We start from the raw sequence: 23,048 nt of genomic DNA, 5'->3' as shown, positions 1-23,048 counted from the left end.
GTTACTTCTTCTCGCTCGACGGGCGGACGTGCTTCACGATCTTCTCCTGGCCGACCTCGTCGGCCTCCAGCGCCTCGACGGGCTCGTCCTGGACCAGGAGCTCACCGGCGGAGGTCTGGAAGGTCTGCTTGAACTCCGTGATGGCCTCCTTCAGCGCGGTGACCGTGTCGTCGTTCATGACACGGGACTCCCGGATGCCGTCGAGGATGCCCTTGTGGCGGCTGGAGAGGTGCTCCAGGAACTCCGCCTCGAAGCGGCCGATGTCCTCCAGCGGCACGTCGTCCAGCTCGCCGCTGGTGCCGCTCCAGACCGAGACGACCTCCTTCTCCACCGGGAAGGGGGTGTACTGCGGCTGCTTGAGCAGCTCCACCAGGCGGGCGCCGCGCTCCAGCTGGGCACGGGAGGCCGCGTCCAGGTCGGAGGCGAAGGCGGCGAACGCCTCCAGGTCGCGGTACTGCGAGAGCGCCAGGCGCAGCGTGCCGGCGACGGTCTTCATCGCCTTGATCTGCGCGGAGCCGCCGACTCGCGACACCGAGATACCGACGTTGATCGCGGGACGGACGCCCGCGTTGAACAGGTCGGTCTCCAGGAAGCACTGGCCGTCGGTGATGGAGATGACGTTGGTCGGGATGAACGCCGAGACGTCGTTGCCCTTGGTCTCGATGATCGGCAGGCCGGTCATCGAGCCCGCGCCCATGTCGTCCGACAGCTTCGCGCAGCGCTCCAGCAGACGCGAGTGCAAGTAGAAGACGTCGCCGGGGAACGCCTCGCGGCCCGGCGGGCGGCGCAGCAGCAGGGACACGGCGCGGTAGGCGTCGGCCTGCTTGGTCAGGTCGTCGAAGACGATCAGGACGTGCTTGCCCTGGTACATCCAGTGCTGCCCGATGGCGGAACCGGTGTAGGGGGCGATGTACTTGTAACCGGCGGGGTCGGAGGCCGGGGCGGCGACGATGGTGGTGTACTCCATCGCGCCCGCCTCCTCCAGGCGGGCCCGCACCTGCGCGATCGTCGAGCCCTTCTGGCCGACGGCGACGTAGACGCAGCGCACCTGCTTGGCGGGGTCGCCGCTCTCCCAGTTCTCACGCTGGTTGAGGATCGTGTCCACCGCGATCGCGGTCTTGCCGGTGCCGCGGTCGCCGATGATCAGCTGGCGCTGGCCGCGGCCGATCGGCGTCATGGCGTCGATCGCCTTGAGGCCGGTCTGCAGCGGCTCCTTCACCGGCTGCCGCTGGACGACCGAGGGGGCCTGCACCTCCAGGGGACGGCGTCCCTCGGCCTCGATCGCCCCCTTGCCGTCGATGGGGTTCCCCAGGGGGTCGACCACGCGGCCGAGGAAGGCGTCGCCGATCGGCGCGGACAGGACCTCGCCCGTCCGGCGGACCGCCTGGCCCTCTTCGATGCCGCTGAAGTCGCCGAGGACCACGACACCGATGTCGCGTACGTCGAGGTTCAGCGCCAGACCGCGCGTGCCGTCCTCGAATTCGAGCAGTTCGTTCGCCATCGCCGAAGGCAGGCCGGAGATGTGGGCGATCCCGTCACCGGCGTCGACGACGGTCCCGATCTCCTCGCGCGCCGCGCCTTCCGGCTCGTACGCCTGAACGAAGCGCTCAAGGGCTTCCCGGATCTCGTCCGGGCGGATCGTCAGCTCCGCCATCTCTCTTCAGTCTCCCTTATCATCGGCCGCCACGACTCCACTAGCCGGCCAATCGGCGGCGGACTTCTTCGATACGTCCTGCGATCGTGGTGTCGATCATCTCGTCTCCCAGACGGACCGAGAATCCACCGATCACCCGGGAGTCCACCTCTGTGTTCAGGTGGACGTCGCGCCCGTAGGTGGTGCGCAGCCAGTCGGCCAGACGCCGCTTCTGGGCGTCGGTCAGCGGAACGGCGCTGCGCACCACGGCGACGAGTTGCTGCCGCTGCTCCGCCACGAGCCAGATGTATTCGTTCAGCCCGGTTTCCAAGCTACGACCACGCGGGTACCCCACGAGCCGGGTCACCAGGCCCAGCGTGACGGGGGTGACCTTGCCCTCCAGCAGCTCGGCGACCAGCCGGCCCTTCGCCTCGGCGGGCACCGAGATGTCGGCGAGCACCATGCGCAGCCGGGGGTTGGCCTCGACGATGCGGCCGAACCTGAACAGCTCGTCCTCGACGTCGTCGAGCATGCCGTGCGACTCGCCTTCGGCGGCCGACGCGATCACGCTCAGCCGCTCCAGCGCGTCGGCGAGGTCCGCCGAGCGGGACCAGCGCGCCGACACCGCCGCCACCACGGTCTCCATGGCGGCCTCGGACACCTTGGCGCCGAGGAGCATGCGCGCGACCTCGGCCTTCTGCTCCGCGTGACGCGCCGGGTCGGAGAGGTTGCGGCGCAGCGCGTGCTCGCGGTCCAGCAGGACCGCGACCCCGTGCAGGTCCGCGGCCAGCCGGCCGAGATCGGCCGTCGCCGCCACCGCGTTGAAGCGCTCCTCCACGGTGGCGAACGAACTACGGCTCAGACCTCTCATCAGCGCACCGCCGCCTGGCCCGTGGTCTCCAGCTCCTCAAGGAAGCGGTCCACCACGCGCGACTGGCGGGTCTCGTCCTCGAGGGACTCGCCCACGATGCGCGCGGCCAGCTCGGTCGACAGGCGGCCGAGCTCGGTGCGCAGCTGGGTGAACGCCTGCAGGCGGTCGGCCTCGATCTGCGCGTGCGCCGCCTCGATCAGACGGCGAGCCTCGCTCTGGGCCTCCTCCCGCAGCTCGGCCTTGATCTGCGCGGCCTGCTCACGGGCCTCCTCGCGCATGCGAGCGGCCTCGTGCCGGGCCTCGGCCAGCTTGGCGCGGTACTCCTCCAGCGTGGCGCGGGCCTCGGCCTGGGCGTCCTCGGCCTTCTTGATGCCGCCTTCGATGGCCTCGGTCCGCTCCGTGAGCGTTTTCTGGATGCGGGGGACGAGGATTCTGCCGACGACCACCAGCACCAGGAGGAACGCGAAGCTGCCGACGACCAATTCGTAGGCGTGCGGGACGAGGGGGTTGTTCTCCTCGGCCGCCAGGATTCCGGTTGCCAGCGTCATTGATGTCATGGATGCAGCCTTCCGTCAGAGGATGGTCGCGCCACTCAGATGGTCTGGAAGATGAAGGGCGCGACCAGACCGATCAGGGCCAGCGCCTCGGTGAGGACGAAGCCGAGGAGCATGTTCTGGCGGATCAGGCCGTACGCTTCGGGCTGGCGCGCGATGGCCTGCACACCCTGGCCGAAGATGATGCCCACGCCGATGCCGGGGCCGATGGCGGCAAGGCCGTAACCGATGGCGGTGACGTTGCCGGAGACCTCAGCGAGAATGCTCATTGCTGTGATTCCTTTACTTTTGGCCGGTGCCGGTGCACCGGTCTTGGCTATTCGGGGTTCGCGGGACTCAGTGATCGGGGTGCAGCGACGCGCCGATGTACATGGCGGCCAGCAGCGTGAACAGGAACGCCTGCAGGTACTGGATGAACATCTCGAAGCCGGTCATCAGCGTCGCCATGATCACACCGAGGATGCCGACCGGCGCGCCGAACGGCGTGAGGGCCTCGAACAGGAACCAGAAGCCCACCGCGCTGAAGAACGCGAGGATCATGTGGCCGGCGAACATGTTCGCGAACAGTCGGACCGCGTGGGTGAACGGCGCGGTCACGAAGTTCTGCAGAAGCTCGATCGGGATGAGCATGGCGTACGCCGGCTTGGGCAGGCCGGGGGGCACGAGGTTCTTGAAGTACCCGATGAGCCCTTGCACCTTGATACCGAGGTACAGCTTGATGACGTAGATCACGAGGGCCAGCACCGCGGGGAACGCGATGTGCGAGGCGATGGGGAGCTGGATCCCCGGGACGACGCCCATGAGGTTCCAGCAGAAGACCAGGAAGAAGAGCGGGACGAGCAGCGGCATCCACTTCTCGGCGTCCTTGCCGAGGAACGGCCGGGCGATCTCGTCCCTCACGAACAGGTAACCGATCTCACCGAGGTTCTGCATGCCGCGGGGCACGAGTTTCGGGCTGGCGAACGCGCTCCAGGCCAGCACGCAGACCAGCAGCGCACCGAGGAGAGCGAACAGCGCGGGCTTTGACGCCCACTCCGGGGCACCTGGCCAGAGCGGGGGGAAATTGAAGATCGAAGGCCCTGGGGCCTCGAACTCTCCGTCGGCGGCGAGGACCGTCAGCGCGCTCACGCGGCGTTCCCTCCAAGGTGGTGGATCAACAGAAGACTGCGAGAAGTGGACGGGGCGCTCAGCGCCCGTACCTCACATACACCAGGTACACCGCGAGCACGGTCCCAAGGACGATGCCTATCGGGAAGAGCGCGGCCACGTCGAGCCAACGGCCCAGCAACCAGCCGACGCCGCCCCAGGCCAGCATCCCGGCGACCAGATAGCTCGGGATGGACCAGGCGGCATTGGCGAAGTCGCGGCCGTCTTCCTCGGGCTTGCGCTGCTCGCTCATCGCGGGCACGACGATAGCAGGCGGGCAGGGGACTAGTCATATCGGACCCCACCCGACCTCGGATGAATCCTACGCTCATGTCCGACGGCCCTGACCGGGAACCTCGGCGCTCGGGTCGACGTACAGCATTTTGAGTTTCAGGAACGCGCGGACCTCACCGATCGTCCAGGTGATGGTGCACAACACGACGCTCCAGCCGAGGGCGCGCGGGGAGAACGCGGTGGCTTCACGGAAGGCGCTCAGCAGCACCATGAGCAGGATCACCTTGACGAGGTATCCCAGCACGGCGGCGAGCATCATCATCTGGGGCGACACGCGGCCCGCCCAGGTGACGGCCGCGAGGCCGATCGTGAAGAAGACCGCTACCAGCGCCACGCCGATCGCGGCGCCGAGCGCACCCGCACCCCCTGCTAGCAGCGCCGCCGCGACGACCACGACCAGCCCGACCACGATGGTTGGTATTGCCGCGCTTTTGAGTGCGCGCACGTCGTTAGCCTGCATCGGCGCTCCAAGGAGAACAGGTTGTCAAGCGAGCGTTTGCTACCTTACTGAGCGACCGTCTCGCCGCCCTTGCTAGTGAAAGATATCACAAGCTCGGGCTAGGCTCCTTTACCAGGGCTTTCGCCGAGGTAACAGAAGAGCGCACCCGCAGGTGAACAGCAGGTCAACGGGTGGTCGCCGCCCGGGTGTCCGGAGCCGGGCCCTGCGCGGGCACGCCGTGCGCCGGCGCGCCGGGGGCACCCGGGGCGGCCGTCCCGCCGGGCCCGCCCGTTCCGCCGGGACCCGGGCGCGCCGCGTGGGCGCCGCCGCGTCCGGAGCGCCACAGCGGCAGCGCCATCATCACCAGCACGACCAGCGCCAGCAGCACGGTGAGCGGGAACAGGATCAGCGGCACGCCGCCGACCGACATGCCGACCACGCTCGCGGCGAACAGGAAGGTCCACGCGTACATGATCAGGACCGTGCGGCGGTGGGAGTGGCCGATCTGGAGCAGGCGGTGGTGCAGGTGGCCCCGGTCGGGCGCGAACGGCGACAGGCCCTGCGAGGTGCGGCGCACCACGGCCATCAGGAGGTCCATCAGCGGGAGCACCATCACCGCCACCGGCAGCAGCACCGGCAGCACGACGGGGAAGCGGTTGATCTCGGGGATGCCCGAGTAGTCGACCCGGCCGGTCACCGTGACCACCGACGACGCCAGCACCAGGCCGATGAGCATCGCGCCGGTGTCGCCCATGAAGATCTTGGCGGGGTTGAAGTTGTGCGGCAGGAAGCCCAGGCACATGCCGATGAGGATCGCCGCGATGATCGCCGGGACGTTCAGGCGGGTCGGCTCGTGGTCGGCGGTGACGAAGGAGTTCTGCGAGAGGGCCAGCGAGTACACGAAGGTCGCCATCGCGGCGATGCAGACGATGCCCGCGGCCAGGCCGTCCAGGCCGTCCACGAAGTTGACCGCGTTGATGGCCACCACGACGACCAGGATCGTGATGATGGTGCGCAGCGTCTCGTCCAGGCTGATGGTGCCGCCGTTGGGCTGCGGGATCCACAGGATGGTCAGCTTGAACGCCACCAGCACGCCCGCGGCGGCGATCTGGCCGACCAGCTTCACGAAGGCGTCCAGGCCCCACCAGTCGTCGAAGAAACCGGTCAGCACGATGATGCCGCCGGCCAGCGCGAGCGCGAGGGCGGTACGGCCGTCGCCGATCTCGGGGGCCGCCAGGGTCTCGCCGAGGTGCGGCAGCCTGGTGGCGACGAAAAGGCCGGCCAGCATGCCGGCGTACATGGCGAGGCCGCCGAGGCGCGGGGTGCGGACGGTGTGCACGTCCCTCTCGCGGATCTCCGGCGCGGCGCCGATGCGCAGGGCGAAGACCCTGACCAGCGGGACCAGGAGGTAGGTGACCGCCGCCGCCACCAGCGCTATCAGGAGGTATTCGCGCACGGACCCAGTTTCCCGTATCCCCCGGTCACTTGTGACCGGAAAAGTACATAGAACGACACATTAACCCCGTGGATACGCCGGATGACCGGCGGTCAATCTGGTGACCCGTTCGGCCACCGACGTTATCGCACCCGGCTCCCGCACCGCCTGCGCCACCAAGGAAGCGATCTCCTTCATCTCGGGCACGCCCATGCCCTGCGTGGTCACGCACGACGTGCCGAGGCGCACGCCGGAGTTCACCCGCGGCGGCTCGGGATCGTAGGGGATGGCGTTGCGGTTGAGGACGATGCCCGCCTGGGCGCACGCCGTCTCGGCGCTCACCCCGGTCGCGCCGAGGTCGCGGACGTCGACCAGCGCCATGTGGGTGTCGGTGCCACCGGTCACCGGGCGCAGTTCCTCCTCCGCCAGGGCCTCGGTCAGCGCCTTGGCGTTGGCGACCACCTGGGCGGCGTACGTGCGGAACTCCGGGCGAAGCGCCTCGCCGAACGCGACCGCCTTGGCCGCTATGACGTTCATCAGCGGGCCGCCCTGCACGAACGGGAACACCGCGCGGTCCACCCGGGCCGCCACCTCCCGCGTGCAGAGGATGCCGCCGCCCCTCGGGCCGCGCAGCGACTTGTGCGTGGTGAACGTCACCACGTCCGCGTGCGGCACCGGCGACGGCACCGCGCCCCCCGCCATCAGGCCGATCTCGTGGGCCACGTCGGCGAGCAGCCATGCCCCCACCTCGTCGGCGATGCCGCGGAACACCTCGAAGTCGATCAGCCTGGGGTACGCCGCCGCCCCGCAGATGATCATGTCGGGGCGGTGCCGCAGCGCCAGTTCGCGCACCTCGTCGTAGTCGATGGTCTCGGTGTCCCTGCGCACGCCGTACGACACGACGTCGAACCACCGGCCCGAGAAGTTCCCCTTCGACCCGTGCGTCAGATGCCCGCCGTGCGACAGCTCCATCGCCAGCACCGTGTCCCCCGGCCGGAGCAGCGCGACGTACGCCGCCATGTTGGCCGCCGCCCCCGAATAGGGCTGCACGTTCGCGTGATCCGCCCCGAACAGCTCCAGCGCCCGCCGCACCGCCAGCCGCTCCACGCGGTCGGCGACCTCGCACCCCCCGTGGTACCGCCCCCCTGGATACCCCTCCGCGTACTTGTTGCTCAGCACCGACCCCAGCGCCGCCAGCACCGCCGGCGAGGCGAGATTCTCGCTGGCGATCAGCTGCAGCCGTCCCCGGACCCTGTCCAGCTCGTCCCCGAGCGCCCCGGCCACCTCCGGGTCGCCCCTGGCCAGCTCGGCGGGATCGGCACCGTAGAACACCTGCTCCCCGTCACGGAAAGCCACCACTCCCCCTCTCGCGCACGCGTGAGACACCGCTGTCCACAGTACGCCCGGAGGATGACGGTCAGTTGTAGGCGTGGGGGGCCGTCGAGGCGGCGGGGATCCACCTCGGGGTGTCGGCGGCCTGGTCGCTGATGGCGGTCAGGACGGCCTGGCGGTACATGTCGAGGCGGTTCTTCCACTCGGTCATGTCCTGGACGTAACGCTCACCGACCGGCGCGTCCCAGACGTCGCGGCTGCGGGCCATCTGGTAGGCGCGGTCCAGGGATCCCGTGAGGCCCTCCAGCAGCGGCTGGGCCTGCTGCCACAGGTCGACGAGCTTCTGGTACTCCGGGTTGAAGCGCCAGTTGGTGGCCTGGCCGTCCGGGCTGAAAGGGTCGGACGAGGACGAGGGCGGCATCTCGCCGGGCTGCAGAGGCTGCGGGGCCGGGGGGTCGACGTTCATCTAGCCCTCCTTCACGAACCGGATGTCGCGTCGTCGTCGCTGTAACGGCCGTTCCGGGGCTCGTCTTCGTGAGGGGAGTAAATCCCTGACTGTACGTGTCCGGCGCCGCGTGCCTCGCTCACAGGGCCCGCCAGACCGTGTGCGGCGGCGGGTTCCCCCGGATCGGGCGGCAGCGGCGCGGACGGCTTCCCCTGTCCCGACGGATCACCCGGCCCGACCTGCCCCACCGGCCCGTCCGCCTTCGGATGCCCCGGGTCGGCCCCCTCCGGCGGCACGATCACCGGCGTCTCCAGCGGCGGGATCTTGTCCATGTTCTGCATCAGCCACCGCAGATGCTCGGGACTCGGCGGCTTCATCGTGACCTCGACCACCCGCACCCCGTCCACCTCGATCACCCGGGTCCGCTCCTCACTGGTGTCGATGTCGTTGGGATTGTCCTTCTGCGGCGTATCCAGTTGATCCCCACCCGCACCTTCCGCGACCGCGGCCCCCACCACACCATCCGCCTGCGGCACCGCCCCACCGGCGGGAGCCGGCGATGATCCGTCCCCCTGCGGAACCGCCCCACCGGCCTCTCCGGTGGGAGTGGCGTAGTAGCCGTCACCCTGCGGAACCGCCCCACCGGTTTCCCCCGTGGGAACCAGGGAGGAGCCGTCGCCCTGCGGAACCGCCCCACCGGACTCTCCCGTGGGAGCCGCGTAGTAGCCGTCACCCTGCGGAGCCGCGCCGCCGGACTCTCCGGTGGGAGCCGCTGCGCCGTCCGCCTGCGGTGGCGTTCCGCCGGACTCCGGGGTGGGGGCGAGGACGGAGCCGTCCGCCTGGGGGGTCGTGCCGCCGGGGTCGCCCGGGGCCGCGCCGTTGGCCTGTGGTGCCGGGTCGGGGGCGTCGCCGGGGTAGACGGGGAGCAGCATCTCGGACTGCGGGGTGGTGCCGGACGGGGCGCCCGTGGGCTGCGCGTCGTCCGGGGTGGCAGGGGGCGCGATGGACTCGGGGCCGGGAGAGGGCTCCGGGGCGGGAGAGGACTCCGACCAGGGGCCCGGGGCGGCGTCGGCGGACTTGGGGCCCATCGGCTCGATGTAGCCGGGCTTGTCCCCCTTGGGGGTGTCCGTCTTGTCGGCCGGGGGCGCGTCCGGCTTGCCGTTCGGGGACGGGTCGGGCTTGTCGGCCTTCGGGGTGGGGTCGGGCTTGTCCGCCTTGGGCTGGTCGTTCTTGGGCTCGTCGTTCTTGGGCTGGTCGTTCTTGGGCTGGTCGTTCTGGTCCTTCGGCGGCGCTTCCGGCTTGTCCGGCTTGTCCGGCTTGTCCGGCTTGTCGGCGGGGGGCGGCTCGACCTTGTGGTCCTTGCGCTCCGGCTCCGTCTTGGGCGCGTCGTTCTTCGGGCCGTCGTTCTTGTCGCCCTTGGGCGCGTCCTTGTCGGGCTTCTCGCCCTTGGGCTCGTCGTTCTTGTCGGCCTTCGGGCCGTCGTTCTTGTCGTTCTTGTCCGGCTTCTCGCCCTTGGGCTCGTCGTTCTTGTCCGACTTGGGAGGGTCTTTTTCGGGCTTGTCGTTCTTGTCGCCCTTGGGGCCGTCGTCCTTGTCCGACTTGGGGGCGTCCTTGTCGGGCTTGTCGGCGGGCGGGGTGGGGTCGGGGGTCTTGTCCTTGGCCTCGGGCTTGTCGCCTGACTTGTCGTCCTTTTCGGACTTGTCGGGCTTGTCGTCCGGCTTGGCGCCGTCCTTGCCGGCGGGGAGCTTCATGCCGGTGGGGCCGGTGGACGGGTCCTTCTGCTTCTCCTGCTTCTCCAGCAGGACGAGCCGCGCGCTGACGTCGCGGATCAGCGTGTCGCCGGCGTCCGCCACCTGGGCGGGGCGGTGGGTGACGGGTACGGCGAGACCGGCGGCGCCGGTGAGCTGGGTGATGCGGGACTCGACGCCGCGCATCCGCGTCCCGGCGGTCCGCACCTCGGCCAACAGCTCACGGACCAGCTTGGGGTCCATTCCGTCCAGCTTGCCCATGGGCGTCTCCCGTGCTCGTGGTCGCGCTCGTGGTCCGCCTCCCCCGAGACGGGCTCGCGCCCGCCCGCGCCCATGCTCCCTCGCCCCGGCCCGGCGCTCAAGAGCACAGCCGCACATCACGGTACTGAGATCACCCGCCGCACGGTGCCGCGATAGCCATAGAGCATGAGTCAGGCCCCGGAACCGGCACCCGGCTCCACGCTCTTGCCCGCACTCCCTCGCGGCGCGGAATCGCCCGCCTCATCAGGCTTGCCAGTCCGCACAGGCTCGGCGTCCTTGGGCTCCTCCGCGTCCTTCGGCTCCTCCGCGACCTTCGGCGCTTCCGGAGCGACCTCGGGAGCAGGAACCGGGTCGGCGGCAGGAACGGTGGCGGATGCCGGCCCGGACGTGGCCTCGGTGGCACCGGCGGCCTGCTCGGACGCGGGCTCGGTGGCCTCGGCGGCGCCGGGAGACCGCTCGGACGCGGGCTCGGTGGCCGGGATCGCGCCGGGAGACGACTCGGACACCGGCTCGACGGCGTCGGCGGGGGTGGGCTCGGAGGGCGGGGTGGGGGCGGCGCCGCCGTCGGTGGCGACGTAGCCGATGACGCTGCGGAGTCTCTCCACCGAGATCGCGCCCTGGCGCAGGACGCGGGGGACGGCCGTGGTGAGGTCGACGATGGTGGAGGGGACGTTGTCGGCGCACGGGCCGCCGTCCAGGTAGACGGCGACGGTGTCGCCGAGCTGGTCCTCGGCGTCGGCGGCGGTGGTGGCGGGTGGCGCGCCGGTGCGGTTGGCGCTGCTCACGGCCATCGGGCCGGTCTCCCTGAGCAGTTCGAGCGCGAGCGAGTGGAGCGGCATCCGGATCGCCACGGTGCCCTTGGTGTCGCCGAGATCCCAGGTGAGCGAACGGCCCGCCCGGCAGATCAGCGTCAGCGGGCCGGGCCAGAACATGTCGATGAGATCCTGGCCGTAGCTGCCGAGCTCCTCGACCAGGGCGCTCGCCGCGCGCACCGATCCCACCAGCACCGGCACCGGCACGTCCCGGCCCCGGCCCTTGGCGTCCAGGAGCGCGTTGACCGCCCCGGGCGTGAAGGCGTCGGCGCCGACGCCGTACACGGTGTCGGTCGGGATGACGACGAGCTCGCCGGCCCGGATGGCCGCCAGCGCGGCGGCCAGGCCGTCGGCCCGCTGCTCGGGGTCGGCACAGTCATAACGTCGTGTCACGACTCGTCATCCTCCCACGTGGCGCCGGCGCCTCGCGCCGCGGCGTCACTCCTGGCCGAACCGCGCGGTGACGAACCGGTCCCGGCCGGTAAGATCTTCGTGGTCGCGGGTGTCCCGCCAGCCGCGTTCCTCGGAGAAGACCAGGTACACATCGGATCCCTGCTGGTCGGAATGCTCGACGGCGACCAGCCCCCCGGGCCGCAGCAGTCGGCGCGCCGTGCGCTCGACGGCCCGCACCTCGTCCAGCCCGTCCTTCCCCGAGCCGTACAGCGCCCGGGACGGGTCGTAGTCGCGCACCTCAGGGTCGCGGGGCACCGCGCCGGGCGGGATGTAGGGCGGGTTGGACACGACGAGGTCCACCCGGCCGTTCAGCTCGGGCAGGCAGTCGGCGAGGTCCTCCGGATGCAGCGAGACGCGCCCCTGCCCGTGCTCGACGATGTTGCGCTTGGCCCAGCCGTACGCCACGGGGTCCACCTCGACGGCGTGCACCTGGGCGAGCGCGACCTCCTGGGCGATGGACAGCGCGATGGCGCCCGAGCCGGTGCCGAGGTCCACCACCAGCGGCGACGCGACGTCCATCTCGCGCAGCCGGTCGATGGCCCACCCGGCGACCACCTCGGTCTCCGGGCGCGGCACGAAGACCCCGGGGCCCACGTCGAGGGACAGGTAGCGGAAGTAGGCGCGCCCGGTGATGTGCTGGAGCGGCTCGCGGGCCTCCCGCCGCGCGACGCCCTCCCAGAACAGCGCGTCGAACTCGCCGTCCTTCACGGTGTGCAACTGGCCGCGCCGCACGCCGTGGACGAACGCGGCGATCTCCTCGGCGTCGGTCCGCGGTGAGGGAACCCCCGCCTCGGCGAGCCGGGCGGTGGCCAGCGCTATCTCGTCCATCAGCAAGGTCATGGCAGTGTTTGTGAACGCTCCGTGAACGGTGTCGTCAGGCGTGCGCGGCGAGTTTCTCCGCCATGTCGGCGTCGGTGAGAGCCTGGATGACCGCGCTCAGCTCGCCGTCCAGCACCTGGTCGAGGTTGTAGGCCTTGAATCCAACGCGGTGGTCGGAGATGCGGTTCTCCGGGAAGTTGTACGTGCGGACGCGCTCGGAGCGGTCGACCGTGCGGACCTGCGACTTCCGCTCGGCGGACGCGACGGCCTCGGCCTCCTCCTGCGCGATCGCCAGCAGCCGGGCCCGCAGGATGCGCAGCGCCGACTCCTTGTTCTGGAGCTGGCTCTTCTCGTTCTGGCAGGACACCACGACGCCGGTCGGCACGTGGGTGATGCGCACCGCGGAGTCGGTGGTGTTGACGCTCTGGCCGCCGGGACCCGAGCTGCGGAACACGTCCACCCGCAGGTCATTGGGGTCGATCTGGACCTCGACCTCCTCCGCCTCGGGGTACACCAGCACGCCCGCCGCGGAGGTGTGGATGCGGCCCTGCGACTCGGTGACCGGCACCCGCTGCACCCGGTGCACGCCGCCCTCGTACTTCAGGCGCGCCCACACCCCGTCCCCGCCCTTGGCCTTCATCGCGACGGTGACGTCCTTGTAGCCGCCGAGATCGGAGTGCTGAGCGTCGATGACCTCGGTCTTCCAGCCCTCGCGCTCGGCGTAGCGGAGGTACATGCGCAGGAGGTCCCCGGCGAACAGGGCCGACTCCTCGCCGCCCTCGCCCGCCTTGATCTCCATGATGATGTCTTTGTCGTCGTTGGGGTCGCGCGGGATCAGCAGGTGGCGCAGCCGCTCCTCAAGGGGGGCGATGCGGGCCTCCAGCTCCTCGGCCTCGGCGGCGAAGGCGGCGTCCTCCTCGGACAGCTCCCTGGCGGCCTGGAGATCCGCCCGGACAGCCTCGAGCTCGCGGTAGGTGGTGACGACCGGGGTGAGCTGGGCGTAGCGCTTGCCGAGCGTGCGCGCGCGGTTCTGGTCCGCGTGCACGGCGGGATCCGCGAGGCTCTGTTCCAGCTTCGCGTACTCACCGAGCAACTCGTCGAGTTTCACCGCGCGTCCTCTCCCTCACGATCGGTGCGGACATGGTCACGGCGGGCGAACGCCGAGGGTCGTCACCAAGAACGCCGGCCTGCGGACGACACCCCTGACGGGGCGTGGTCCGGGCCGGCGTTCTCGTCGCGCTACTTGCTCGCGGGCTTCTTGCCGAAACGCTTCTCGAAGCGGGCCACCCGGCCACCGGTGTCCAGGATCTTCTGCTTGCCCGTGTAGAACGGGTGGCAGGCGGAGCACACGTCGGCGTGGATGACGCCGTTCTTGGCGGTGCTTCGGGTGGTGAAGCTGGCGCCGCAGCTACAGGTCACCTCAGTGGTGCCGTACTGGGGGTGAATGTCGGGCTTCATGATTTCCTTTCCTGGTGCGGCCGCCGGGTCGCCCTCGCCGGTCGCCGTCGTGCCTGACGGGGACCTGGGGCGTGAACCGGAACCGCCGTTGTCCGGCTACCAGTGTGCCAGATCCTGTAACCCCGCCAGGCCACCCGGCATTCCCGGCCGCTCAGGGCCGCCCGGGGCGGCTCATGTAGGCGAGGACGGCGAGGACCCTGCGGTGGTCGTCGGGCGCGGGGTCCAGGCCGAGCTTGGTGAAGATCCCCGAGATGTGCTTCTCCACGGCGCCCTCGGTGACGCCGAGCCGCCCGGCGATGGCGGTGTTCGACCTGCCCTGCGCCATCAGGCCGAGCACCTCGGACTCCCGGGCGGTGAGCGAGTCCAGCACGTGGCCCCGGCGGCGGCTGAGCAGCTGCGTCACCACGTCGGGGTCGAGGACGGTGCCGCCGCCCGCGACGCGGCGTACGGCCTCCAGGAACTCGGCGACGTCGGCGACGCGCTCCTTGAGCAGGTAGCCCACCGCCGCGGCGTTCCGGCCGATCAGCTCGGTGGCGTAGTGCTCCTCGACGTACTGCGACAAGACCAGCACGGCCAGGCCGGGGCGCAGCGCGCGGGCTTTCAGGGCGGCGCGCAGGCCCTCGTCGGTGTGGCTCGGGGGCATGCGCACGTCGACCAGGGCCAGGTCGGGCCGGTGCTCGCGCACGGCGTCGATCAGGGCGTCGCCGTCGCCTACCGCGGCGACGGTCTCGATGCCGCCGTCGGCCAGCAGCCTGACCAGGCCCTCGCGCAGCAGCACCGAGTCCTCGGCGATCACGACCCGCATGGGCGTTCCGTCGTCCTCACCATTCGTACGGTAGCCGGGCCGAGATCGTCGTGGGGCCGCCGGGCGGGCTGTGCACGGTCAGCGTGCCGTCGATGGTGGCGGCGCGGTCGGCGAGACCGGCCAGGCCGCCGCCGGGGCGGGCCTCGGCGCCGCCCATGCCGTTGTCGTAGATCTCGACCAGCACGTGGTCGCGTTCCTTGCCGACGCGGACGGACGCCTCGGTGGCCAGCGAGTGCTTGGCCATGTTGGTCAGCGACTCGGCGACCACGAAGTAGGCGATGCTCTCCACCGCGGGCGGGGGGCGTTCGTCCGTGTCCACCCACACGTCCACGTGGATCGGCGCGCGGGCGGCCAGCGCGGACAGGGCGGCGTCCAGGCCGCGGTCGGTGAGGATGGCGGGGTAGATCCCCCGGGCGAGGTCGCGCAGCTCGGCGATGGCGGCCTTGGCCCCGGCGTGCGCCTGGGCGAGCAGTTCCTTGGCCTCGGCGGGGTCGGACTCCATCTTGGACTGGGCGCGGCCGAGATCCATGGCGACCGCGAGCAGCCGCTGCTGTGCGCCGTCGTGCAGGTCCCGTTCGATCCTGCGGCGCTCGGCCTCGGCGGCGTCCACGCCGCGCGCCCGGCTGGCCCGCAGGTGGATGACCCGCTCCTCGTCGCCGGCGCCGAGCAGCGCCACGGCGAGCATGCCGTGCAGCCACGCCATTCCGCGGACCACGTAGAGCGTGCCGGCGGTGATCAGCAGGCCCAGCAGCGCCCAGGGCACGGACTCCGGCAGGTTGTCGACCATCACGGTGTCGGTGATCGAGGTCGGAAGCTGCAGCAGGACGAGCAAGGGCTGGGCGACCAGGCCCAGCGACGCCGTCCACAACACGGCCGACACGGTGAACTCGACGAGGCTCAGGGGGAACAGCAGCAGGAGGTACCCGAAGTCCTTCCACGTCGCCGGGTCGGACGGCAGCCAGAACAGGCGGCGCAGCCAGCCCCCGTCCGGCCACGGCCGGTAGGGCTCGGCGATGGTGATGCCGAAGGCCGGCCGCATGAGACGGCGTTCCAGGACGGCGCCCCCTCGCCAGCACAACATGGTCAGCAGGAACAGCGGCAGCCCGACCCACACGATGACCAAGCTCAGGGACACCGGCACGGCGAACGCCAGCACCACGAACCAGAAGATCCCCGGCACGATGCTGAGCAGCAGATACGCCGCCGCCCGCCATGTCATCGGATCGACGAACAGCCCCAACGGCCCCCGAGGCCCTAACGGAACCCTTTCCCGCAAAGGCGGGCGCTCACCCGCCCCAGCCCACGCCACCATCACCCGCCCCTTTCCAAGCCCCGACGTCAGGCCCCAAGCCTGTCAACCCCCGCCCCCGAACACCATGTGGCGGCCACGAGTCGCCGAGGTGGGGACAACCCCACCCCGGCCGGCCGGAGCCGGTTCCGGGGATCACGGGAAGAGCTGGTGAACAGGCGTTGGAGACGCAGGAGGTGGCGTATCGGGACGCGGGGACGGACGGCGGCGCGGGAGGGCGGCCGTCGTCGGTCCCCGGGTGACGTTTTCCCCGTTCACGAGGTTCCCGTCCCGGCGGGCCGGCCGGTGCGGGGGCCGGGGGTGCCGTCGGGTCTGCGGGAACTCGTCTGTCTTGCGACGAAGGTCAGTCGCGCTCGGAGCTGACCGTGGTCTTCTGCACCTGGAGCAGGAACTCCGCGTTGGACTGGGTCTCGCGCATCTTCTCCAGCAGGAGTTCCAGGGCCTGCTGCATGTCGAGGGCGTGCAGGACGCGGCGGAGCTTCCACACGATCTGCAGCTCGTCCTTGGACAGCAGGATCTCCTCCTTGCGGGTGCCGGACGCGTCGACGTCCACCGCGGGGAAGATTCGCTTGTCGGCCAGGGAGCGGTTGAGCTTCAGCTCGGCGTTGCCGGTGCCCTTGAACTCTTCGAAGATGACCTCGTCCATCTTGGAGCCGGTCTCGACCAGCGCCGTCGCGAGAATGGTCAGCGAGCCGCCGTTCTCGATGTTGCGGGCCGCGCCGAAGAACCGCTTGGGCGGGTACAGCGCCGTGGAGTCGACACCACCGGACAGGATGCGCCCGGACGCCGGGGCCGCCAGGTTGTAGGCACGGCCGAGACGGGTGATGGAGTCGAGCAGCACGACCACGTCGTGACCGAGCTCCACGAGCCGCTTGGCGCGCTCGATGGCGAGCTCGGCGACGGTGGTGTGGTCCTCGGCGGGACGGTCGAAGGTCGAGTGGATGACCTCGCCCTTCACCGACCGCTGCATGTCGGTGACCTCTTCGGGACGCTCGTCCACGAGGACGACCATCAGGTGGCACTCGGGGTTGTTCCGGGTGATCGCGTTGGCGATCGACTGGAGAACCATCGTCTTACCCGCCTTGGGCGGGGAGACGATCAGACCGCGCTGACCCTTGCCGATCGGGGCGACCAGGTCGATGATCCGGGTCGTCAGGATGTTCGGGTCGGTCTCCAGGCGCAGCCGCTCCTGCGGGTACAGGGGGGTGAGCTTGGAGAAGTCCGGACGGCCTCGCGACTGCTCGGGGTCCATGCCGTTGACGGTGTCCAGCCGCACGAGGGCGTTGAACTTCTCGCGGCGCTCGCCGTCGCGGGGCTGGCGCACGGCGCCGGTGATGACGTCGCCCTTGCGCAGGTTGTGCCGGCGGATCTGGGCCAGCGAGACGTACACGTCGTTGGCGCCCGGCAGGTAGCCGCTGGTGCGCACGAACGCGTAGTTGTCGAGGATGTCGAGGATGCCGGCGATCGGGATGAGGACGTCGTCGTCGCCGATCACGGGCTCGTTGCTGTCGAAGCGGTCGCGGCCCCGGCGGTTGCGCTCCCTGAACCGGCCACGACGGCCACGGCGGTCGTCGTCGCCCTGCGGGTCCCCGCCGCGGTCCACGCCACGGTCCACGCCGCGGTCGCCACCGCGGTCACGGCCCTGGTCGCGGCCCTGGTCGCGACCTTGGTCACGGCCCTGCTCGCGGCCCTGGTCACGCGACTGCTCCCGGCCCTGGTCGCGGCGGCCGTCGCCGGCGTCCGCGGCGCGCTGCTCGGGACGGCTGTTGTCATTACGGTTGTCGGGCCGGTTGTCGCCCCGATCGCGGCGGTCGCCACGTCCGCGGCGCTCCCCGCGCTCACGGCGGGACTCGCCACGCTCGGGCCGGGTCTCGGCCTGAGCGGCCTGCACGGCGTCGGGGGCGGGGGACACGGCGGCGGGAGCCTGCTCGACGGCGGGCGTCTCGGCCACGGCGGGCCGCTCGTCACGCGTCTCGGCGACGGCCTCGACCGGTGCCGGACGGGAACGTTCCCTGCGGGTACGGGTGGGGCGCTCGGCGGGCGGGTCGGCGGCGACCGGCGCGGCCGGCGCCTCCGCAGCGGGGGCCGGGGCGCTCTCGGCGCTCACGCCCTGCTTCTCCTGGATCGCCGCGATGAGCTGGCCCTTGCGCATGCGCCCGGTCCCGCTGATGCCGAGGCTCGACGCCAGAGCCTGGAGCTCGGGGAGCACCATGGCCGACAGGCCGGTGCCGGAGCGACGGCGCGGCCGGGCCGCGGCGCGGGTGGGGGTGTCGCCGGCGGCCGGCGCGGCTGCGCTGGTGGCGTCGGAGAGGAGTTCGGTGGTGTCGCTCAACTAAAAGGTCCTTCCCAGGGGTCGGGCGTCGGCCGTGATCAGCCAGGCGTCCCGGTGATGCGACCCGGCGGGACAGACCGGGTCGGGCCAAGCGAACTTCGTAGGTGTCGGGAAGCCGGTGCGTCGAACCGGCACGTGGCCGTCACCGTTGAGATTCGCGAGCCGTTGGGGGCCCGGGGGTCGCCCCCCGGCTTGTTATCGCCGCCCAGATGTCGATGTCAGTCGAACGCGCATGTCCCCGAGTACGCCGCTTCTCGACGCGCCAACCGGTTGTGGGCCAAACGGAGGCGAGGAATTCGGGAAGCCCGCTACGCGGCCCGGGCCTTACGGCACGGGGCGCCACGCGGCGATGTATGGCTGACAAGCACGCACCCGCAACGGGGGCATCTGGTGCGGCTATCAGCCTAACATCACCAGCGCACACTGCTATTCCTTGAAGGTCGAAGATGCATCAGCGTGTCTCGGGAAACTGAACGAGCGCACCGGACCGGTCGACGTTCAATGGCTGGATGTGCCAGTCACTACCCACTTCCGACGCGATCGAATCACGGGTGTCCGCGGTCCCGAACACGAGAACCGTGGGTCCGGCCCCCGAAACGACGGCGGGCATCCCCGCCACGCGGAGTCGTTCTACCAGGTCAGCGGTCTGCGGCATCGCAGGCGCGCGGTAGGCCTGATGCAGACGGTCTTCGGTGGCGGTGAGCAGCACCCTGCTGTCCGGTCGCTGGGTGAGCGCTGCGACGAGCAGGGCGGCGCGTCCGGCGTTGGCCGCCGCGTCGGCGTGCGGCACGTCCTTCGGCAAGAGCCCGCGCGCCTCCTCGGTGGACAGCCGGGTTCTCGGCACGAAGACCAGCGGATGAACGCTTTCGTGCGGGCTCAACACCAGTTTACCGGGCAATCCGGACATGTCAGTCCACGCGATGGTAAGACCACCGAATAGACAGGGCGCGACATTGTCCGGATGACCTTCGATCTCGGCGGCCAGCGCGTACACCTCGTCGTCGGGCAGATCGAGGCCGCCCAGCGCACGCGCGGCCAGGATGCCCGCGCAGATCGCCGCCGACGAGGAGCCGAGGCCGCGCGCGTGCGGGATGCGGTTGTGGCAGCGCAGCCGCACCCCCTTGGGCTGCGGCGCCCCGGCGCGGTCGAACGCCGCCCGCATCACGCGGACGATCAGATGCCCCTCGCCGGTGTCCAGCTCCCCCGCGCCCTCGCCGTCGACATGTACCTCGACGGGCCCGTCGGCCAGCGCGGCCTCCACCTCGTCGTACAAGGTCAGCGCCAGGCCCAGGGAGTCGAAGCCCGGGCCGAGGTTGGCGCTGGTCGCGGGCACGCGAACGACGACGGACGGGATCGTTGCCATACGTTTCCTCTGCGTCGGGCGGGTCGTCAGGCGAGTTCGAGCGCGCCGGCCGCGGCGTAGGCGTCGACGGGGATGGTCAGCGGCGTCGGCGCGCCGGAGATCGCCCAGTCGGGGTCCTTCAGCCCGTTGCCGGTCACCGTGCACACGATCCGCTGTCCGGGGCGCACCATGCCGCGCTCGTGCGCCTGGAGCAGGCCCGCCACGCTCGCCGCGGAGGCCAGCTCGACGAAGACGCCCTCCTCCTGGGCCAGGAGCTTGTACGCCGCGGCGATCCGCCGGTCGGTGACGGCCTGGATGTCGCCCCCGGACTCGTCGCGCGCCGCCTCGGCGAGCCGCCAGGAGGCGGGGTTGCCGATGCGGATCGCGGTGGCGATGGTGTGGGGGTGGGTCACCGGGGCGCCGTTCACGATGGGCGCGGAGCCGCTGGCCTGGAAGCCCAGCATGCGGGGCGTGCGGGTGGCGATGCCGTCCGCGGCGTACTCCTGGTAGCCCATCCAGTAGGCCGTGATGTTGCCGGCGTTGCCGACGGGGATGCAGTGGATCTCGGGCGCGTCGCCGAGCGCGTCGACGATCTCGAAGGCCGCGGTCTTCTGGCCCTGGATGCGGTGGGGGTTGACCGAGTTGACCAGGGCGATGGGGTAGTTCTCCGCGAGCTTGCGCGTCATGTCGAGGCAGTCGTCGAAGGAGCCGTCGACCTGGAGGAGCTTGGCGCCGTGCACCAGGGCCTGCGCCAGCTTGCCCATCGCGATCTTGCCGCGCGGCACCAGGACCGCGCAGGTCAGGCCCGCGCGCACGGCGTAGGCCGCGGCGGAGGCGCTGGTGTTGCCGGTGGAGGCGCAGATGACCGCCTTGGCGCCCTCTTCCAGGGCCTTGCTGATTGCCACGGTCATGCCGCGGTCCTTGAAGCTGCCGGTGGGGTTGAGTCCCTCGACCTTGAGATGGACGTCGCACCCGGTGAGGTCGGAGAGCCGCGGGGCCGGGAGCAGCGGCGTGCCGCCCTCCAGCAGGGTGACCACGGGCGTCGTCGAGGTCACGGGAAGCCGGTCACGGTACTCCTCGATGAGGCCACGCCACGCCGTCAACATCGCCGCTCCTCCTGCCCCCGGCCCTGCTCGCGCAGCGGGCTGTGGGGGGCTTATCAATGGGTCCGCCGGGCACGGTGGCCACGGTGTTCCCCGGCGCCGGCTTCCCGTGCTCCGCAGGGAGCGCCGCCTTGGCGGCGGGCGACCGGTGAACTTCCGCGGACACCGCATATGGCAGCGGTATCAGGGAAACGAGTCTACGGCGGTGGCGCGGCGGGGCGCGCGTCTGTCCACAGGCTGAAACCGTACCTATACCCCGATGTCATCGGGCCTTCGCGGCGGCGTCGCCGACGCGGGCGGGGGAAGCTCACATGAAGCTCTCAGAGTGTTTGGATAGAGTCGATTTTCCGGTCTGGGATCTGCAAATTCGGATCTTCCATAATTTTTAGGCATCAACCGGGCGGGGCCCCGGGTGCCTGTTCACGAAGGAGACAAGGGCTTTATTCCTATGGCAGATACCAGAGCCATCGCGCCGGGCGACCGGCCGAGGATCCGCCACAACGACTACTCCCCGCTGATCCCGCCCCCGCTCGGCGAGTGGACCCCCGCGCTGACCGTCAGCGTCGTCATCCCCGCGTACGGCCACCAGGACCGGCTCGACCTGACGCTCGCCTCCCTGGCCGCCCAGACGTACCCGGCGGAGCTGATGGAGGTCATCGTCGTCGACGACGGCAGCCGTCCGGCGCTGCGGCTCCCCGCGATCCGGCCCCCGGGCACCCGGCTGATGACCGCGCCGGACGACGGCTGGGGAGCCTCGCACGCGCTGAACACCGGGGCCGGGGCGGCGTCCGGTGACGTCGTGCAGCGGCTGGACGCGGACATGGTGATCTGCCGGGAGCACATCGAGGCGCTGATGCGGTGGCACCACCTCACCGACCAGGTGGTCACCATCGGCGGGAAGGTGTTCGCCGAGGAGCCGCCGCTGACGCCCGAGCGGGTGCGGGACGCGGTGGCCGCCGGGGAACTGGACGCGTTGTTCGACATGTCGCGGGCGGTGCCGAGTTCCACCGAGGCGACGATCCGGCGGCTGGACGGGCTTCGGGCCAGCAAGAATCCGTACCACGTGTGCACCGGGCCCACCGTGTCGTTCCGGCGCGAGCTGTTCCACCGGGTGGGCGGGTTCGACCCCGAGGTGCGGCGGGGGCAGGACACCGAGTTCGCCTACCGTCTCGCCATGAGCGGCGCCGTCTTCGTGCCCGACCTCGACGCCCGCGCGGTCCACCTCGGCCTGCCCGCCCAGCGGGTCGACGGCGACGCCATCGTGCGCGTCGTCACGCCCTACCTCGCCCACCGCGTTCCCCTGCGCCGCGACCTGCGCAAGGAACCCGGCCGCAACTGGCTCGTCCCCTACGTCGAGATCGTCCTCGACGCCGCCGGCGCCACCGAGCCCGAGGCCCGCGCCGCCGTCACCGCCGCCCTCACCGGCACCGTCCCCGACGTACGCGTCACCCTCGTCGCCCCCTGGCCCGACGACTCCCGCCACCCCGTGCTGGGCGACCCCGCCAACGAACTCCGCCTGATCCAGTCGAACTTCCGCCACGACCCCGCCGTCCACCTGGCCCTCGCCCCCACCCCCGACCCCTCCCCCATTCCTTTCCGCTACACCGGCCCGATCGACATCCCCCTGTCCCCCCGCACCCTGCAATCCATGATCAAACTCATGACCGAGGAACGCGCCGGCCTCCTGATCACCACCCACCCCGACGGCCGCCCCTCCCGCCTCGAACGCACCGACGCCATCAACCGAGCCCGCCTCCTAGCCACCCCCACCGACCCCATAGACGAGGTAATAACCCAAACCCACGGCGTCCTCCACCCCCCCGCAACCCGCTTCTGGCCCACCCCCACCCCCACACCCCCCACCGACCCCACCCCACCCAAGAACCCCTCCCGCCGCTTCCGCCTCCCCCTACGCGGCCGCTGACCCATCCCCCCGGACACAGGCTGCCCCCTTTCGCCCTCCGCAGGTCGCAGCACTCCCGGCGCCGAGACGGCGGGACGTGGTACGGCGAAACCGGCGCCGTCGTACGGCGGGCAACCCGATGTGCGCGAGCGCCTGGTGAAACGGTCCTCGCGAAGGGCGCGCTCCGCGCGGAAGCCGCAAGGGCTGTTCTTCTGCGGGGGACACCCCCGCACCCCCGGTCCTGCCGGGCTCACCGTGCTCCACCGCAACACGTTCCGTAGGGACCGGTGTCCCGCCGTACGGCGGCGCCGTATTCGCCGTACCACGTCCCGCCGTCTCGGCGCCGGTAAGGCGACCCCGACCTGCGGGCGCAGACCGGTCGCGCTCAGGTTCCCGGATAAGACGACCACGACCAGCCCACACAAACCGATCACCCTCAGGTTCCCGGGAAGACAACCCCGACCAGCCCACACAAACCGATCACCCTCAGGTTCCTGGGAAAGACGACCACGACCCAGCGCACATGGACCAGTCCCCTCAGGATCCCTGGCTGC

21 protein-coding genes are annotated in these 23,048 nt (G+C 70.9%); 1 reads left to right on the top strand and 20 read right to left on the bottom strand.

Annotated elements, in window-relative coordinates:
• Position 1: 1 nt before the first annotated feature.
• From atpA to thrC, 20 genes are all read right to left on the bottom strand, one after another.
• The gene (gene atpA, locus ACFP1K_RS13725) at positions 2-1,654 is read right to left on the bottom strand and encodes a F0F1 ATP synthase subunit alpha (protein WP_380751769.1); all 1,653 of its coding nucleotides are present in this window, start codon (positions 1,652-1,654) and stop codon (positions 2-4) included.
• A 40-nt stretch (positions 1,655-1,694) separates the two neighbouring features.
• The gene (locus ACFP1K_RS13720; RefSeq protein ID WP_380751765.1) at positions 1,695-2,504 is read right to left on the bottom strand and encodes a F0F1 ATP synthase subunit delta; all 810 of its coding nucleotides are present in this window, start codon (positions 2,502-2,504) and stop codon (positions 1,695-1,697) included.
• Positions 2,504-3,052, bottom strand: coding sequence for a F0F1 ATP synthase subunit B (locus ACFP1K_RS13715; protein ID WP_380751760.1), 549 nt, complete (start codon positions 3,050-3,052; stop codon positions 2,504-2,506). The genes ACFP1K_RS13720 and ACFP1K_RS13715 overlap by 1 nt, the downstream gene beginning before the upstream one ends.
• Before the next feature lie 44 nt (positions 3,053-3,096).
• Positions 3,097-3,327, bottom strand: a complete 231-nt coding sequence (atpE, locus tag ACFP1K_RS13710) for an ATP synthase F0 subunit C (protein WP_380751757.1) — start codon at positions 3,325-3,327, stop codon at positions 3,097-3,099.
• Positions 3,328-3,394: 67 nt separating this feature from the next.
• Positions 3,395-4,186 (bottom strand): F0F1 ATP synthase subunit A, encoded by a 792-nt coding sequence (atpB, locus tag ACFP1K_RS13705; protein WP_380751754.1) that lies wholly within the window; start codon positions 4,184-4,186, stop codon positions 3,395-3,397.
• Between the two features lie 58 nt (positions 4,187-4,244).
• Positions 4,245-4,457, bottom strand: coding sequence for an AtpZ/AtpI family protein (locus ACFP1K_RS13700; protein WP_380751751.1), 213 nt, complete (start codon positions 4,455-4,457; stop codon positions 4,245-4,247).
• Between the two features lie 75 nt (positions 4,458-4,532).
• Positions 4,533-4,958: a hypothetical protein gene (locus ACFP1K_RS13695; RefSeq protein ID WP_380751748.1), complete on the bottom strand. Its 426-nt coding sequence runs from the start codon at positions 4,956-4,958 to the stop codon at positions 4,533-4,535.
• 163 nt (positions 4,959-5,121) lie between these two features.
• Positions 5,122-6,393, bottom strand: a complete 1,272-nt coding sequence (locus tag ACFP1K_RS13690) for a glycosyltransferase family 4 protein (RefSeq protein WP_380751745.1) — start codon at positions 6,391-6,393, stop codon at positions 5,122-5,124.
• A 60-nt stretch (positions 6,394-6,453) separates the two neighbouring features.
• The gene (locus tag ACFP1K_RS13685; protein WP_449329151.1) at positions 6,454-7,704 is read right to left on the bottom strand and encodes a serine hydroxymethyltransferase; all 1,251 of its coding nucleotides are present in this window, start codon (positions 7,702-7,704) and stop codon (positions 6,454-6,456) included.
• Between the two features lie 85 nt (positions 7,705-7,789).
• Positions 7,790-8,170, bottom strand: coding sequence for a hypothetical protein (locus ACFP1K_RS13680; protein WP_380751740.1), 381 nt, complete (start codon positions 8,168-8,170; stop codon positions 7,790-7,792).
• An 11-nt stretch (positions 8,171-8,181) separates the two neighbouring features.
• A complete protein-coding gene (locus tag ACFP1K_RS13675; protein WP_380751737.1) occupies positions 8,182-10,158 on the bottom strand; it encodes a hypothetical protein in 1,977 nt (658 codons plus the stop codon).
• Positions 10,159-10,328: 170 nt separating this feature from the next.
• Positions 10,329-11,363: an L-threonylcarbamoyladenylate synthase gene (locus ACFP1K_RS13670; protein ID WP_380751733.1), complete on the bottom strand. Its 1,035-nt coding sequence runs from the start codon at positions 11,361-11,363 to the stop codon at positions 10,329-10,331.
• A 45-nt stretch (positions 11,364-11,408) separates the two neighbouring features.
• Positions 11,409-12,263, bottom strand: a complete 855-nt coding sequence (gene prmC, locus ACFP1K_RS13665) for a peptide chain release factor N(5)-glutamine methyltransferase (RefSeq protein ID WP_380751727.1) — start codon at positions 12,261-12,263, stop codon at positions 11,409-11,411.
• 34 nt (positions 12,264-12,297) lie between these two features.
• Positions 12,298-13,350 (bottom strand): peptide chain release factor 1, encoded by a 1,053-nt coding sequence (gene prfA, locus ACFP1K_RS13660; protein WP_380751724.1) that lies wholly within the window; start codon positions 13,348-13,350, stop codon positions 12,298-12,300.
• A gap of 131 nt (positions 13,351-13,481) precedes the next feature.
• Positions 13,482-13,700, bottom strand: a complete 219-nt coding sequence (rpmE, locus tag ACFP1K_RS13655) for a 50S ribosomal protein L31 (RefSeq protein WP_380751718.1) — start codon at positions 13,698-13,700, stop codon at positions 13,482-13,484.
• Between the two features lie 151 nt (positions 13,701-13,851).
• Positions 13,852-14,505 (bottom strand): response regulator transcription factor, encoded by a 654-nt coding sequence (locus ACFP1K_RS13650; protein ID WP_380751715.1) that lies wholly within the window; start codon positions 14,503-14,505, stop codon positions 13,852-13,854.
• A 16-nt stretch (positions 14,506-14,521) separates the two neighbouring features.
• A complete protein-coding gene (locus tag ACFP1K_RS13645; RefSeq protein WP_380751712.1) occupies positions 14,522-15,724 on the bottom strand; it encodes a sensor histidine kinase in 1,203 nt (400 codons plus the stop codon).
• A gap of 433 nt (positions 15,725-16,157) precedes the next feature.
• Entirely contained in the window at positions 16,158-18,146 is a 1,989-nt protein-coding gene (gene rho / locus ACFP1K_RS13640; protein WP_380751707.1) for a transcription termination factor Rho, read from the bottom strand.
• A 451-nt stretch (positions 18,147-18,597) separates the two neighbouring features.
• Positions 18,598-19,509: a homoserine kinase gene (gene thrB / locus ACFP1K_RS13635; protein WP_380751704.1), complete on the bottom strand. Its 912-nt coding sequence runs from the start codon at positions 19,507-19,509 to the stop codon at positions 18,598-18,600.
• Positions 19,510-19,535: 26 nt separating this feature from the next.
• A complete protein-coding gene (gene thrC, locus ACFP1K_RS13630; RefSeq protein WP_380751700.1) occupies positions 19,536-20,594 on the bottom strand; it encodes a threonine synthase in 1,059 nt (352 codons plus the stop codon).
• A 445-nt stretch (positions 20,595-21,039) separates the two neighbouring features.
• Here thrC and ACFP1K_RS13625 point away from each other — a divergent pair, with 445 nt between their 5' ends.
• Complete coding sequence (locus ACFP1K_RS13625) at positions 21,040-22,515, top strand: glycosyltransferase (RefSeq protein ID WP_380751696.1); 1,476 nt, start codon at positions 21,040-21,042, stop codon at positions 22,513-22,515.
• Positions 22,516-23,048: the final 533 nt, after the last annotated feature.

The organism is Sphaerisporangium aureirubrum, assembly GCF_042658925.1.
In the GTDB taxonomy this organism is placed as follows: domain Bacteria; phylum Actinomycetota; class Actinomycetes; order Streptosporangiales; family Streptosporangiaceae; genus Sphaerisporangium; species Sphaerisporangium aureirubrum.
This window is presented reverse-complemented; position numbering and strand designations above follow the sequence as displayed.

Coding starts and splice junctions, on each gene's coding strand:
- prmC (WP_380751727.1), bottom strand. CDS start 12,263: ATGACCTTGCTGATGGACGAGATAGCGCTGGCCACCGCCCGGCTCGCC.
- ACFP1K_RS13715 (WP_380751760.1), bottom strand. CDS start 3,052: ATGACGCTGGCAACCGGAATCCTGGCGGCCGAGGAGAACAACCCCCTC.
- ACFP1K_RS13675 (WP_380751737.1), bottom strand. CDS start 10,158: ATGGGCAAGCTGGACGGAATGGACCCCAAGCTGGTCCGTGAGCTGTTG.
- thrB (WP_380751704.1), bottom strand. CDS start 19,509: ATGGCAACGATCCCGTCCGTCGTCGTTCGCGTGCCCGCGACCAGCGCC.
- ACFP1K_RS13625 (WP_380751696.1), top strand. CDS start 21,040: ATGGCAGATACCAGAGCCATCGCGCCGGGCGACCGGCCGAGGATCCGC.
- ACFP1K_RS13650 (WP_380751715.1), bottom strand. CDS start 14,505: ATGCGGGTCGTGATCGCCGAGGACTCGGTGCTGCTGCGCGAGGGCCTG.
- ACFP1K_RS13680 (WP_380751740.1), bottom strand. CDS start 8,170: ATGAACGTCGACCCCCCGGCCCCGCAGCCTCTGCAGCCCGGCGAGATG.
- ACFP1K_RS13645 (WP_380751712.1), bottom strand. CDS start 15,724: ATGACATGGCGGGCGGCGGCGTATCTGCTGCTCAGCATCGTGCCGGGG.
- thrC (WP_380751700.1), bottom strand. CDS start 20,594: ATGTTGACGGCGTGGCGTGGCCTCATCGAGGAGTACCGTGACCGGCTT.
- ACFP1K_RS13720 (WP_380751765.1), bottom strand. CDS start 2,504: ATGAGAGGTCTGAGCCGTAGTTCGTTCGCCACCGTGGAGGAGCGCTTC.
- atpE (WP_380751757.1), bottom strand. CDS start 3,327: ATGAGCATTCTCGCTGAGGTCTCCGGCAACGTCACCGCCATCGGTTAC.
- atpA (WP_380751769.1), bottom strand. CDS start 1,654: ATGGCGGAGCTGACGATCCGCCCGGACGAGATCCGGGAAGCCCTTGAG.
- ACFP1K_RS13695 (WP_380751748.1), bottom strand. CDS start 4,958: ATGCAGGCTAACGACGTGCGCGCACTCAAAAGCGCGGCAATACCAACC.
- ACFP1K_RS13700 (WP_380751751.1), bottom strand. CDS start 4,457: ATGAGCGAGCAGCGCAAGCCCGAGGAAGACGGCCGCGACTTCGCCAAT.
- rpmE (WP_380751718.1), bottom strand. CDS start 13,700: ATGAAGCCCGACATTCACCCCCAGTACGGCACCACTGAGGTGACCTGT.